The 14,577-nt window shown below is 53.5% G+C and carries 12 protein-coding genes; 7 read left to right on the top strand and 5 right to left on the bottom strand.

Translation table 11 applies throughout. The features are described 5' to 3' along the window. Nucleotides 1–18: 18 nt before the first annotated feature. The 5 genes from mnmE to rpmH form a co-directional block, all read right to left on the bottom strand. Complete coding sequence (mnmE, locus tag QWT68_RS12120; RefSeq protein ID WP_040285292.1) at nucleotides 19–1,404, bottom strand: tRNA uridine-5-carboxymethylaminomethyl(34) synthesis GTPase MnmE; 1,386 nt, start codon at nucleotides 1,402–1,404, stop codon at nucleotides 19–21. Between the two features lie 243 nt (nucleotides 1,405–1,647). Continuing rightward, complete coding sequence (gene jag, locus QWT68_RS12115; RefSeq protein ID WP_040285291.1) at nucleotides 1,648–2,430, bottom strand: RNA-binding cell elongation regulator Jag/EloR; 783 nt, start codon at nucleotides 2,428–2,430, stop codon at nucleotides 1,648–1,650. Then, a complete protein-coding gene (gene yidC / locus QWT68_RS12110; protein ID WP_040285290.1) occupies nucleotides 2,427–3,215 on the bottom strand; it encodes a membrane protein insertase YidC in 789 nt (262 codons plus the stop codon). Before yidC ends, jag begins: the two co-directional genes overlap by 4 nt. 73 nt (nucleotides 3,216–3,288) lie before the next feature. Further along, nucleotides 3,289–3,633 carry a ribonuclease P protein component gene (gene rnpA / locus QWT68_RS12105; protein WP_040285289.1) on the bottom strand — a complete coding sequence of 115 codons (345 nt, stop codon included), beginning with the start codon at nucleotides 3,631–3,633 and terminating at the stop codon, nucleotides 3,289–3,291. A 269-nt stretch (nucleotides 3,634–3,902) separates the two neighbouring features. Continuing rightward, nucleotides 3,903–4,037 (bottom strand): 50S ribosomal protein L34, encoded by a 135-nt coding sequence (gene rpmH, locus QWT68_RS12100; RefSeq protein ID WP_040285288.1) that lies wholly within the window; start codon nucleotides 4,035–4,037, stop codon nucleotides 3,903–3,905. 521 nt (nucleotides 4,038–4,558) lie between these two features. On the opposite strand from rpmH, the gene dnaA reads away from it, so the two are divergent. The 7 genes from dnaA (at nucleotide 4,559) to QWT68_RS12065 (ending at nucleotide 14,559) form a co-directional block, all read left to right on the top strand. Beyond that, nucleotides 4,559–5,908 (top strand): chromosomal replication initiator protein DnaA, encoded by a 1,350-nt coding sequence (dnaA, locus tag QWT68_RS12095; protein WP_040285287.1) that lies wholly within the window; start codon nucleotides 4,559–4,561, stop codon nucleotides 5,906–5,908. 177 nt (nucleotides 5,909–6,085) lie between these two features. After that, nucleotides 6,086–7,222 (top strand): DNA polymerase III subunit beta, encoded by a 1,137-nt coding sequence (gene dnaN, locus QWT68_RS12090; protein WP_040285286.1) that lies wholly within the window; start codon nucleotides 6,086–6,088, stop codon nucleotides 7,220–7,222. A 99-nt stretch (nucleotides 7,223–7,321) separates the two neighbouring features. Beyond that, nucleotides 7,322–7,561, top strand: a complete 240-nt coding sequence (yaaA, locus tag QWT68_RS12085; RefSeq protein WP_040285285.1) for a S4 domain-containing protein YaaA — start codon at nucleotides 7,322–7,324, stop codon at nucleotides 7,559–7,561. Beyond that, entirely contained in the window at nucleotides 7,551–8,708 is a 1,158-nt protein-coding gene (gene recF, locus QWT68_RS12080; protein ID WP_052461642.1) for a DNA replication/repair protein RecF, read from the top strand. Before yaaA ends, recF begins: the two co-directional genes overlap by 11 nt. Before the next feature lie 47 nt (nucleotides 8,709–8,755). Then, entirely contained in the window at nucleotides 8,756–10,678 is a 1,923-nt protein-coding gene (gene gyrB, locus QWT68_RS12075; RefSeq protein ID WP_290148532.1) for a DNA topoisomerase (ATP-hydrolyzing) subunit B, read from the top strand. 83 nt (nucleotides 10,679–10,761) lie between these two features. Continuing rightward, nucleotides 10,762–13,323, top strand: coding sequence for a DNA gyrase subunit A (gyrA, locus tag QWT68_RS12070; RefSeq protein WP_290148531.1), 2,562 nt, complete (start codon nucleotides 10,762–10,764; stop codon nucleotides 13,321–13,323). A gap of 123 nt (nucleotides 13,324–13,446) precedes the next feature. Continuing rightward, nucleotides 13,447–14,559, top strand: coding sequence for an HD-GYP domain-containing protein (locus QWT68_RS12065; RefSeq protein WP_290148530.1), 1,113 nt, complete (start codon nucleotides 13,447–13,449; stop codon nucleotides 14,557–14,559). Nucleotides 14,560–14,577: the final 18 nt, after the last annotated feature.

The following is a 14,577-nucleotide window of genomic DNA, read 5'->3' as shown; positions in this document are numbered from 1 at the left end:
CGCCTGCTGTCAAATTTGTTATTTTCCGAGGCAGAACTGTGAGAATAATTGGTTGATGAGACTGTCCTGTACGGTATCCCCGACAATTTCGCCAAGCAGTTCCCAAGTGCGGGTGATGTCGATCTGGATCATATCGACCGGCACGCGGGCTTCCGCTGCCGCAATCGCATCCTCGATTGCCGACTTCGCCTGATGCAGCAGGGCGATGTGGCGCTCATTCGATACATACGTCGGATCCTGGGCTTCCACGCCGCCGCCGAAGAAGAGTCCGGCGATCGTCTGTTCCAGCTCTTCCACCCCTTCGTCCTGCAGGATGGATGCTGTGATGATCGGTTTGTCCCCGGCGCGGGCACGGACATCCGCCAGATCGAGCTGCTGCGGCAGATCCGTCTTGTTGACGAGGATGATCGCATCCATCGGCCGGACGGTCTCCAGCAGCCGCCCGTCCTCCTCTGTGAGGGCTTCGGACCCATTCAGCAGCAGAATGACAAGATCCGCATCTTTCAGCACCTGCCGGGACCGTTCCACGCCGATCCGTTCGACGAGATCTTCCGTCTCCCGGATCCCTGCCGTATCCACAAGCTTCAGCGGAACTCCCTGGACATTGACGTACTCCTCAATAATATCACGAGTGGTCCCTGCAATGTCAGTTACGATCGCTTTATTTTCCTGGACGAGGCTGTTGAGCAGGGAGGATTTCCCTACGTTCGGCCGGCCGATGATGACCGTCGACAATCCCTCACGCAAAATGCGGCCTTGCGAAGACGTGGCGAGGAGCCGCTCGATCTGCGTCTTCACCCAATTCCCTTTTTCGATCATGAGCGGGATGGTCATCTCTTCGACATCGTCATATTCCGGATAGTCGATATTCACTTCGACCTGCGCCAGCGTTTCGAGGAGCGCCTGCCGCAAGTCCCCGATCAGGCGGGACAGCTTGCCATCCATCTGATTGAGGGCGACATTCATTGCACGGTCCGTTTTCGCGCGGATCAGATCCATGACGGCTTCCGATTGCGATAAGTCGATACGCCCATTCAGGAAAGCACGCTTCGTGAATTCTCCGGGTTCCGCCAGACGTGCGCCGAATTGGAGCACGAGCCGCAGCACCCGGTTGACGGAAACAAGTCCGCCGTGGCAATTCAGTTCCACAACATCTTCCCGCGTGAATGTTTTTGGTGCTTTCATTATAGAAACCATGATTTCTTCGACGGTCTCTCCCGTCGCTGGGTCCACCAGATGACCATAGTGGATCGTATGGGAATCAGCATCCGCCAATTTCTTCCCGGACGGTGACCGGAACAGCCGGTCGGCGATCTGGACGGCCTCGTCCCCGCTGATCCGGACGATTGCGATCGCCCCTTCTCCCATCGGCGTTGAAATCGCCGCGATTGTATCAAACTGCACGCTGTCTCACCTTCCTGATCTGTCGTTATCCACATGTGCATAACCTATTTCCGGGCGTAACTTTCTAACAGTAAATTTTAGCACAAATCGTGCCCAAGTCCTAGTGCGGGAATTGAACTTTTTGTGGATAACTGTAAAAAATGGCCGAAATCCGGCCCTTACACTTTCCGGAGACCCGCAGCGTATTCTTTTTTCATAAAAAAACCGCCATGACCGGTGCGGGCCATGGCGGTTGGACTGTATTCATTTGATCGGTTCGATGACGAGATAGCGGCGCGGATCTTTGCCTTCCGAGTACGTTTCGATGTCCAGACGATCGGCAAGTGCATTGTGGAGCACTTTCCGTTCACTGGACGGCATCGGCTCAAGCTCCACTTTGCGTCCGCTGCGCACGGCTTTGTCCGCCATGCGCTCCGCCAGCAGTTCCAGTGACTGTTCCCGCTTCAGCCGGTAGTCACCGACATCGAGCCGGACGACTTTGTACGGGTTGTCACCTTTGTTTGCAACCAGCTGGGCGAGCTGCTGGAGTGCATTCAATGTGGCACCCCGCTTCCCGATAAGGAACGCCGCTTTTTCGCTTTCCAGCTGGTACTCCAGAACTTTGCCTTCCAGCGTCCAGGTGATGTCCAGATCAGTGACGCCCATCCCTTCTGCAATCTGCAGCAGATACTGGGATGTTTCCGCCGCCACATCTTCGTCGGAACGGCCGGCTTCTGCGGATTCCGCTTCGGTTTCTGCACTTTTTTCATCAGATCCGGGCGCGTCCGGCCGGTCCGGCTCCGTGTTTTCCGCAACCGGTTCGGCTGGTGTTTCGGGTACCGGCGGCAGATCGGCAGGCTCGGGTGCGGGCGGTTCCGGCAGGCGGGTCACCACCACTTCAGCAGGTGCAGCGCCAAAACCGAGAAACCCTTTCTTTCCTTCAGTGATCACTTGGACATCGACTTGTTCCCGTAAAGCGTTCAATTTCTCCAATGCAGAAGCGATTGCCTCTTCCACGGACTTGCCGGACTGTCTGATCTCACTCATTTCCGCTTCGTTCCCCCTTTGCCTTTTGCTTTCGGCTGTTCAATGACGACTTCCTTCTTCTTGAATGGCTTATAGATGAAGAAGTTCTGAACGATCGAGAAGATATTTCCCACTACCCAGTAAAGCGCTAGCGCAGCCGGCAGGAACGATCCGAAGACCATGATGAACACAGGCATGATGTACATCATGACTTTCATCTGCGGGTTGTCCATTGCGGGACCGGTGCGCAGTACAACGAACTGCATAAGACCGGCAATGACTGCGAGCGTGATGCTTGGTGCCGCCAAGTCGAATACGAGAAACTTGCCGAGCGGGATCTCCGGTGTCGCATTCATCCGATTGATCGCATGGTAGAAGCCGATCAGGATCGGCATCTGCACGAGGACGGGCAGGCAGCCTGCCACCGGATTCACTTTGTTTTCCGTCATGACCGCCTGCATTTCTTCGCGGTACTTCTGCTGGGTGACGGCATCTTTCGACTTGTATTTCTCTTTCAGCGCATTCAGTTTGGGCTGGATTTCCTGCATCTGTTTCGAACTTTGCGTCTGCTTCAATGTGAGCGGCAGTAAAATCAAGCGGATGATGACGGTGACGGCGATGATCCCGAGACCGTATGTACCGAGCAGCTCCTTGAATGTCTCGATCAATGAGACGAGCGGCCAGACGATATACTTACTCCAAAATCCTTCACTCGACGCGGATATCGGTTCCTTGAAATCTCCGCAGCCGGCCAGTAAGACGGACATCACCGTCAGCATGACGAGCAGTCCTGCTTTTTTCTTCACTCTGGTTCCCCCATATCTCTATACAATTTTCAGTCAGATTAGTGACAGTGTATCACGGATGAATCTTCCTGTTCTACTTCTTCTTCAGAACACGGGCAATCCTCAGCACATGCTGCAGACTCTTTTTCGTTTCGTGGAAGTCGAAATCGACAGCCGGATGTCTTGCGATGACGACATAATCACGGTCCTGCCGCAGTTCGTCCTTCAGTTCGAGGAACGTCTGCCGGATGTACCGCTTGATGCGGTTGCGTGTCACCGCATTTCCAAGTTTCTTGCTGACGGACAGGCCGATCCGGAACTCCGTGCGATCCGGCTGCGGCAGCACGTAGACGACAAACTGCCGGTTCGCAAACGACTTCCCCTGTTTGAACACCTTCTGGAACTCTTCATTCTTCTTGATCCGCTGTTCTTTCTTCATTAACAAGCACCTGCTTCATCACGTGGTTTGATTTTGCATGGGTAATCCTTGAAAACCGTTGATCTCCGTTCCAGGAGCACGCTTTCCGGGGGCTCGATCTCAGCCTCCTCGCTGCTGCGCAGCTGCGGGGTCTTCGATCTTCGCGAATCCCCAGGAGTCGGCTCCCTGCACTCCGATCAACTGCAGTAGGAATCCTGCGGTAATTTTATAGATTGGTTTTACAATAATCGATCGCAGACATAAAAAAAAACCACTGAATGTTCAGTGGCTTACGCTGAAAGAACTTTTCTTCCTTTTCTGCGGCGGGCTGCGAGGACTCTGCGTCCGTTTTTCGAGCTCATCCGTGCACGGAAGCCGTGGACTTTGCTGCGTTTACGTGTATTTGGTTGGTACGTACGTTTCATAGTAGAAGACACCTCCTGCTTTACTGACTCAGTTGCTTTTGCATATAACAGTCTTGACAAGTATAGCTGTCCATTGTCTGAATGTCAATCTGTTTTTCAGCAAGGCTTTTCCTGCCGCCCGATCGGGTCATGCGCCAGACCCGTTTTCCTCGCAAAAAGGTTATCCACAGTTCATCCGGAAGCCGGCAGTTGCCGCTGTGAATCCCCCCATGTTTGAGTTTTTCAAAAAACCGGCATTTGTCGACAGCTTTTTCACATACCCCGTCTTGTGGATAACGTTTCTATCCACATCTGCGGGCCGTGTGCATAAGTGAACCCATCCCTTGCGGATAAAGCGATTACCTGATACAATGAGAAGGATTTTGCTGTGCATATAATTTCATACAACATCTATTATCCACAATTGTTAATAAGTTGTGGATAATTTTTTCAACATCTTTTGGATAATAGTTACCCACAAGCGTGGAATCTGTGTATAATACATACTTCCGGGTTTAGTTCGGCGTAAAGGAGGTTCACTAGTGGAGCATTTAGAAAACCTTTGGCAGGAAGTACTGTCGAAAGTGGAAGAAAAAATATCCCGGCCCAGTTTCGAAACGTGGCTGAAATCGACAAAGCTTTTATCGTACGGGACGGAAAACGTCACGATCGCTGTCCCGAATTCGTTTTCGAAAGAATGGCTGGAGAGCCATTACGTACACTTACTGACAGGTATTTTGTCTGAGCTGACAGGGGAAGACCGGCTCATTCAATTTGTCGTGCCTGAAGATATGGCAGAGAAGGACTTCGCGGTGCCGAAACCCGTCGTCAAGAAGGCGGAGAAATCACCCGTTGCCACGACAGCTGCCATGCTGAATCCGAAATATACATTTGAGACATTCGTCATCGGATCCGGCAACCGGTTCGCCCATGCCGCGTCACTTGCGGTAGCAGAAGCGCCGGCGAAATCATATAATCCGCTCTTCATCTACGGAGGGGTCGGACTGGGTAAGACCCACCTGATGCATGCGATCGGCCATTATGTGCTGGAGCAGAATCCCTCACTGAAAGTGGTCTATTTGTCGAGCGAAAAATTCACCAATGAATTCATCAACTCGATCCGCGACAACAAGGCGGGTGAGTTCCGCGACCAGTACCGGAACGTGGATGTACTGCTCATAGATGATATTCAGTTTCTCGCCGGAAAAGAACAGACACAGGAGGAATTCTTCCATACGTTCAATACGCTGCACGAGGAATCGAAGCAGATCGTCATCTCGAGTGACCGGCCGCCGAAAGAAATCCCAACGCTCGAAGACCGGCTGCGTTCCCGTTTCGAATGGGGCCTCATCACGGATATCGCTCCGCCTGATCTCGAAACAAGGATTGCGATCCTGCGTAAGAAGGCGAAAGCGGATGGTCTTATTGATATCCCGAATGAGGTGATGCTATACATTGCCAATCAGATCTACACCAACATCCGTGAACTGGAAGGGGCCCTGATCCGTGTCGTCGCGTATTCGTCACTCGTCAATATGGACATCACACCGGATCTTGCTGCCGAAGCGCTGAAGGATATCATTCCGAACGCGCGACCGCGCACGGTCACCATCGTCGATATCCAGAAGACCGTCGGCGAGCATTTCAATGTCCGGCTGGAAGACTTCTCGGCAAAGAAACGGACACGTGCGATTGCATTTCCCCGCCAGGTCGCCATGTATCTGTCACGGGAGCTGACAGACGCTTCCCTGCCGAAAATCGGTTCGGAATTCGGCGGACGCGACCATTCGACGGTCATCCATGCGCACGAAAAGATTTCGAAGATGATGAAAGACGACAAGTCACTCCAGCAGGACATCGAAGATATCCGGGCTGCACTCGGCAGAAGCTGACAGTCTTAGCCCTGTGGATAATCGGGGATAACCCGTGCAAGTCCAATCACAGCTTATACACATGTGGGAAACCTTGCTCTGATTCCATTCAGCCTGCTTATCCACATGTGCACAGGCCCTACTACTATTACTACTATCTTTAAAACAATTAATTCTCTATATAAGCGAGGGGTATCTATGAAATTCGAGATCATGAGAGACAAACTGCTCGAAGGGCTCAGCGATGTTATGAAGGCGATCAGCCAGAAGGTGACGATCCCGATCCTGACCGGTATCAAAATCGAAGTGAATGACAAAGGACTTACGATGACAGGAAGTGATTCCGACATTACGATCTGCACATCGATCCCTGTCGAACAGGACGGCGAACAGATCATCCAGGTGATCGAAAGCGGCATGATCGTCCTCCAGGCGAAGTTCTTCAGTGAAATCATCCGGAAGCTGCCGACCAATGACGTCATGATCGAAGTGACAGACGGGATGCACACACACATCCGTTCCGGCAAATCGGAGTTCCATCTGATCGGATCGGATCCTTATGAATATCCGATCCTGCCTGATGTGTCGGATGAACACCGTATGTCACTGCCGTCGGATCTCATCAAATCGATCATCCGGGAAACCGTGTTCGCGGTCTCGCAGCATGAAACACGCCCGATCCTGACAGGGGTCCATTGGGAGCTGAAAGACGGCCGTCTCGTCTGTGTGGCGACTGACAGCCATCGTTTGGCGAGCCGAACCATCACACCCGAAACGACACCTGATGAGCCGTTCAGTATCGTCATCCCGGGCAAGAGTCTCCAGGAACTGAACAAGATCCTGCCAGATTCCCAGGATCCCGCAGAAATCATCTTCGCGGATCAGCAGGTGCTGTTCAAAACACGCAATGTCCTGTTCTACTCACGTCTGCTCGAAGGCAATTACCCGGACACTTCCCGTCTGATCCCGTCAGAGTACAAAACATCGGTGACCGTCAACGGCAAGCATCTGCTGCAGGCGATCGACCGTGCTTCCCTGCTCGCAAGGGAAGACCGGAACAATATCGTCCGTTTTGCTGCAGAGGGCGGCAATACGCTTGAAGTTTCTTCAAACTCCCCGGAAATCGGGAAAGTCGAGGAACTGATCGAAGCACAGGAAGTGACAGGGGAAGAGCTGAAGATTTCATTCAGTGCGAAGTATATGATGGATGCCCTGAAAGCGATCGACGGACAGAATATTGAAGTCCATTTCACAGGCACGATGCGTCCGTTCATCCTCAAGGCGACGGATGATGACTCAATCCTGCAGCTCATTCTGCCAGTGCGGACATATTAAGACGAAAAGGATGGCCGTAATGCGGCTATCCTTTTTACTTATAGCCGGAAGTCCGGTAAAATAGAGATATCAACTAACATTGTGAAGGATGGCGTGCAGATGGAAGACTTACACTTCGACACAGAATACATTACGCTCGGCCAGCTGCTGAAAATGGTCAATGTGATCAGTTCCGGCGGGATGGCCAAATGGTTTTTGAGTGAAAACGTTGTCTACGTCAACGGCGAAGGCGAGCAGCGCAGAGGACGGAAACTGTACGGCGGGGATGTTGTCATGGTGCCGGGGGCAGGCAAGTTCAAACTGTTCGCTGCGCCAGATGGAACCCGAGATGCACATTGACCACCTCGCTTTAACGAACTACAGGAATTACGCCTCCCTTGAGCTGTCCTTTTCCCCGCATATCAACGTATTCATCGGCGAGAATGCGCAAGGCAAGACGAACGTCATGGAAGCGATCTACGTTCTGGCGATGGCGAAATCCCACCGTACGTCGAATGATCGTGAACTTATCCGCTGGGGCCAGGAGTATGGTAAAATAGAAGGGGATATCGAACGCAAATACGGCCATCTTCCGATTGAACTGGTGATTTCCAAAAAGGGGAAGAAGGCCCGTGTGAATCATATCGAACAGAACCGGCTGAGTTTGTACATCGGGCAGGTGAACGTTGTCATGTTTGCGCCTGAAGATCTCAATCTCGTGAAAGGGAGCCCGCAGGTGAGGCGGCGCTTCCTCGATATGGAGATCGGACAAATATCGCCGGTCTATCTGCATGACCTGCTTCAATACCAGAAACTCCTGAAACAGCGCAATGCAATCCTTAAAACGAACCGCAGCGGACGGCATCTGAATGATGTCATGTTTGACGTCTATACGGAGCAGTTCGCCGAAAAAGCGGTCCAGATCATAAAGAAGAGATATTACTTCCTGGAACTTCTTCAGAAATGGGCCGGTCCGATCCATCACGGCATATCCAGGGGGCTTGAAACCCTTGAAGTCTCGTACCGGACACTGAAGGAACTCTCCGAAGACCAGACGGAAGACGAAATGAAGGAAATCCTGCTGGCAAAACTTACGGAAGTGAGGGCACGGGAGCTGGAACGCGGCGTGACGCTCGTCGGTCCGCACCGGGATGATCTGGCGTTCACCGTGAACGAGTATGACATCCAGACCTACGGCTCGCAGGGACAGCAGCGGACAACCGCCCTGTCACTGAAGCTCGCGGAGATCGAACTCGTGCGCCAGGAAACAGGAGAAGCACCGATCCTGCTGCTGGATGATGTGCTGAGTGAATTGGATGACTACCGTCAGTCCCATCTTCTCAATACGATCCGGGGGCAGGTTCAGACATTTGTAACGACGACCACCATCGCGGGGATCGAGCACGAAACGATCCGCCAGGCAGCCATCTATGAAGTGACCGCCGGTACGGTGACACAGCGTGAAGAAGCACGGCCCCCCGCGGGGGATGAAGATACCGGAAACTAAGACCGGCTAGCCGGCATGTTCGGAAAGGAAAGGTGAACAGTTTGGCCATGGAAGAAAAAGAGCTGCAGCAAGCATATGATGCCAATCAGATCCAAGTGCTCGAAGGGCTGGAAGCGGTGCGCAAACGGCCTGGTATGTATATCGGGACGACAAGCGGCAAAGGACTGCACCACTTGGTATGGGAAATTGTCGACAATAGTATCGACGAGGCACTGGCCGGCTATTGCGACCACATTGAAGTGGCAATCGAGAAAGATAACTGGATCCGCGTCGATGATAACGGACGCGGCATTCCGGTCGATATACAGGAATCCACAGGACGGCCGGCGGTGGAAGTCATCATGACCGTTCTGCACGCCGGCGGTAAATTCGGCGGCGGCGGCTACAAAGTATCTGGGGGTCTGCACGGCGTCGGGGCCTCTGTCGTGAATGCCCTGTCTTCGGAGACGGAAGTTTTCGTACGGCGGGACGGCAAGCTGTATTCCATCAAATTCAGCCAGGGACGGGTCATCCAGGAACTGACGGAAATCGGTACAGCGGAAGAGACAGGGACGTCAACACGCTTCAAGGCCGATCCGGAAATCTTCACCGAGACGACGGTCTATGAGTACAGCGTCCTGGCTCACCGACTCCAGGAACTTGCCTATCTGAACCGCGGCCTGCGCATTTCCATTACGGATGAGCGTGAGGAAGACGGCCAGTCGGATACGTTCCACTACGAAGGCGGCATCAAGTCATACGTCGCCCATCTGAATGAAAACAAGGAACCGATCTTTGAGGATCCGATCTTCATCGAAGGGGAGAAGGATGGCATCTCCATTGAAATCGCCATGCAGTACAACAGCGGCTATGCCGATAATCTGCTGTCATTCGCGAATAACATCAACACCTACGAAGGCGGCACCCACGAGTCCGGATTCAAGACGGCGCTCACCCGGGTCATCAACGACTATGCACGCAAGAACGGCCTGCTGCGCGAAGCAGACCCGAACCTGACAGGAGACGACGTACGGGAAGGATTGACGGCGATCGTCTCCGTTAAACACCCGGATCCCCAATTCGAGGGACAGACGAAGACGAAGCTCGGCAACTCGGAAGTGAGTACGATCGTGAACTCACTGTTCGCGGAGAAGTTCCAGCGGTTCATGCTGGAAAATCCGCAAGTCGCACGCAAAGTCATTGATAAGAGTCTGATGGCGGCACGCGCCCGTGTGGCTGCGAAGAATGCACGCGAATTCACCCGCCGTAAATCGGCGCTGGAAGTGTCAAGCCTGCCGGGTAAGCTGTCCGACTGCTCATCACGGAACCCAGCCATCAGTGAACTGTACATCGTTGAGGGGGATTCCGCCGGCGGTTCGGCAAAGGGCGGACGGGATCGTCACTTCCAGGCAATCCTGCCGCTCCGCGGTAAGATCCTGAACGTGGAGAAAGCCCGTCTCGACCGGATTCTGAGCAATGAGGAAATCCGGATGATGATCACGGCACTCGGCACAGGGATCGGCGAGGAATTCAACCTGGAGAAGGCCCGGTACCATAAGATCGTCATCATGACGGATGCCGACGTCGATGGTGCCCATATCCGCACGCTGCTGCTGACATTCTTCTTCCGGTTCATGCGCCCGCTGATCGAAGCGGGCTACGTCTATATCGCCCAGCCGCCGCTCTACCGGGTGAAGCAGGGCAAGAACGAAGAATACTGCTTTGATGAAGAGGGGCTGCAGGCGATCCTCGAACGACTTTCAGCCAGTCCGAAGCCGATCATCACCCGTTACAAGGGTCTCGGCGAAATGGACGCAACACAGCTTTGGGAGACGACGATGAATCCTGACCAGCGGACTCTGCTGCAGGTCCATCTGGAGAATGCGATCGAAGCGGATGCGATCTTCAACCGCCTCATGGGTGACGAAGTCGCACCGCGCCGTAAATTCATCGAAGACAACGCAATTTACGTCAAAAATCTGGATACCTGATCATCTGGCATCCGGACGGTTATGGATAGCCGTTTCTTTTACAATCAGCAAAAAGAGGAACAGGTTGAAAGGGGTATGACAACATGGCAGATCTGCCAAACCGCGGTGTGCATGAAATCAATATCAGCAAAGAGATGGAGACGTCATTCCTCGATTATGCGATGAGTGTCATCGTCTCCCGGGCGCTGCCTGACGTGCGGGACGGATTGAAACCGGTCCACCGCCGTATTTTGTATGCGATGCAGGACCTCGGGAATACAGCGGACAAACCGCATAAGAAGTCGGCGCGTATCGTCGGGGACGTCATCGGTAAGTACCACCCGCACGGAGACAGTGCGGTCTACGATACGATGGTCCGGATGGCGCAGGACTTCAACTACCGGTATATGCTCGTGGACGGCCATGGCAACTTCGGTTCCGTCGACGGCGACTCTGCCGCTGCGATGCGTTACACGGAATCCCGTATGTCCAAGATTGCGATGGAACTGCTGCGGGATATCAACAAAGATACGATCGATTACCAGGATAACTATGACGGACAGGAAAAAGAACCGATTGTCCTGCCGAGCCGGTTCCCGAACCTGCTCGTCAACGGGACATCCGGAATCGCGGTCGGTATGGCGACGAACATCCCGCCGCACCATCTCGGGGAGACGATTGACGGGGTGCTCGCACTTGCCGACAATCCCGCCGTCACGACCGAGGAATTGATGGAAATCATCCCGGGTCCCGACTTCCCGACAGGCGGGATCATCCTCGGACGAAGCGGTATCCGCCGAGCTTATGAGACAGGCCGGGGATCGCTGCTCGTGCGGGGGAAAGTCGAAATCGAACAGGCAGCAAGCGGCAAGGAGACGATCCTTGTCCATGAACTGCCGTATCAGGTGAACAAAGCGCGTCTGATCGAAAAGATCGCAGAACTCGTGCGGGAGAAGAAAATCGACGGCATCACCCATCTGGCGGATGAATCCGACCGGACAGGCATGCGAATCGTCATCGAAGTCCGCCGCGACGCAAATGCGAACGTCGTGCTGAACAATCTGTATAAGCAGACGGCCCTCCAGTCCAGCTTCGGCATCAACATGCTCGCCCTTGTGGAGGGGCAGCCGAAAGTCCTGTCGCTGAAGGAGATCCTGTTCCATTACCTGGAGCATCAGAAAGTGGTCATCCGCCGCCGGACGCAGTATGATCTCAAAAAAGCGGAGGACCGGGCCCATATCCTCGAAGGTCTGAGGATCGCCCTCGATCACATCGATGAAATCATTGCGCTGATCCGCGCGTCGAAGACGACCGACGAAGCGAAGACCGGCCTGATGGAGCGCTTCGACCTGTCCGACCGGCAGGCCCAGGCGATCCTGGACATGCGTCTCCAGCGGCTGACCGGACTGGAACGTGACAAGATCGAAGAAGAATACCAGCAGCTGGTCGCGCTCATCAATGAGCTGCGTGCCATTCTCGCGGATGAACATAAACTGATTGAAATCATCAAGGAAGAACTTCTTGAAGTGAAACAGCGTTTTGCGGACAACCGCAGAACCGATATCACGGTCGGCGGAACGGACATGCTTGAAGATGAAGACCTCATTCCGGAGGAGAATTCCGTCCTTACCCTGACGCATCACGGCTACGTCAAACGCCTGCCTGCCAGTACATACCGCAGCCAGCGTCGCGGCGGCCGGGGAATCCAGGGGATGGGGACGAACGACGATGACTTCGTCGAGCACTTGCTGAATACGTCGACACACGATACGATCCTGTTCTTTACGAGCAAAGGGCGCGTATTCCGTAAAAAAGGCTATGAAGTGCCGGAATTCAGCAGAACAGCGAAAGGCCTGCCGATCGTAAACCTGCTGGATGTCGAAAAGGATGAGAAAATCACAACCATGATACCTGTCCGTAAATTCGACGAGACCCAATATCTCTTCTTTACAACGCGTGAAGGTCTCGTGAAACGGACGTCTGTCGCAGCATTCGCCAACATCCGCTCAAACGGACTGATCGCTCTTCGTCTGCGCGAAGAGGATGAACTGATCAATGTCAAACTGACGGATGGCAGCGAAACGATCGCTATTGCAACGCACGACGGGATGATGATCCAGTTCAAAGAGGACACCATCCGTCCGCTCAGCCGGACGGCAAGCGGCGTCAAAGGGATCGGCCTCCGCACCGGAGACTATGTCATCGGTATGGACATCGTGCGGGAAGACGGCGAAATACTTGTCGTCACCGAAAAAGGGTTCGGGAAACGGACACCGGTCTCCGAATATCGCCTGCAGTCCCGCGGCGGCTTCGGACTGAAGACGCTGCACGTCACCGAACGGAACGGGAAGATGATCGCCATGAAAGCTGTGAACGGCACCGAAGACCTGATGCTGATCACACTGCATGGTATTCTGATCCGGATGGATGTCCATGACATCTCGATCATCGGACGGAGCACACAAGGCGTCCGGCTCATCCGTCTCGGCGAGGATGAATCCGTTGCAACCGTGGCGAAAGTGGAAAAAGAGGAACTGGAAGAGTTGGAGGACGACGAAGCGCTGAGCGAAAGTGAACAGCCGGTCCTCGAGGAAATTGAAAATCATCTGAAGTCCGAAGACAGTCTGGCGGAAGCACCGGACGAGGCGGAGGGTGAAGATATCTGATACAACAGCCGGCTTGGGAAATTTCCAAGCCGGTATTTTTTTACTGCCGATAGTATTGTATGATAGGGATATAGGAACATAGTAAGAGAACAAGCTTCAGGAAAGGAACTGCGGTGAACAGCAATGGAAACATACAGAAACCTGGGCGACCTCCGTCCGGGAGCTATACTCGCTGAAGATGTCTTTGCCAATACAGCTCATCCGATAGTAAGAAAAGGAACAACACTCGACATGGAGCACCTGGAGATCCTGCACCTGTTTGCCATCAAACGGGTCAAGGTCGAAGAGCGTATCGTGAACCGGGTGCAGCCGGAACAGACTGCTGGCAGCACCGCAGGAACCATCGAAACCGATCTGGATCAGCTGCTTGAAAACAAAGTCAGCCGGACGAAGGACCTGCATACAATGTATAACAAGGCGGTCAACGAATACAAACGCGAATTCACGTCTTGGCGTTCGGGCATGAAGCTGGATATTGCGAAAGTCCGTCTGCTCATCATGCCGCTTCTTGAAACCTATATGGAACATCGTAAACTTCTTGTTATACTGAACGAGTATTCCAATAGAAAAGAATATATGTACCATCATGCCGTATCTGTCGGTATGCTGACGGCTGCACTGGCCAGCGAGCTTGAGTACCCGAAAGGCATCACCCTGCAACTCGGCCTGGCCGGCACACTGGCGGACTGCGGGATGGCTAAGGTGCCATCTCAGCTGCTCGAGAAAGCGGCATTTCTGACTAAATCCGAATTCTCAGAAGTGAAGAAGCACCCGATACTGAGCTATCAGATGATGCAGGATTCCCCGCTGCTTCGCCAGGAGATGAAACTGGCTGTCCTGCAGCACCATGAACGGCTGGACGGAAGCGGCTATCCGAGAGGGGACCAGGGAGAGAAAATCTCCCAGTATGCACAGGTGATCGCGGTCGCAGATGTTTTCCATGCGATGACGTGTGAGCGGGTATACCGTTCCAAAGAGTCGCCATACAGAGTTGCAGAGATGCTGAAGGAAGAGGACTTCGGAAAGTTCGACCCGGCTGTGGTGGACGCCCTCTATGATATGATCGGCATGCCGGTTGCGGGCGATCAGGTGATCCTGACCAATGGAGATTCCGGAAGTGTTGTAATCGGCAACCCGGCATTCCCATTCCGGCCTGTCGTGAAAGTGAAAAACACTGGGGAAGAAGTGGATTTGACAGCACACCGTGCGGTCTCCATCGAGAAAGTCATCGGTTGATTCTGTGAATACTCTATT

This window comes from Sporosarcina trichiuri (genome assembly GCF_030406775.1).
Classification (GTDB): Bacteria; Bacillota; Bacilli; order Bacillales_A; family Planococcaceae; genus Sporosarcina; species Sporosarcina trichiuri.
Note: the sequence above shows the minus strand (reverse complement) of the source record. Positions and strands in the feature narration are given on the sequence as shown.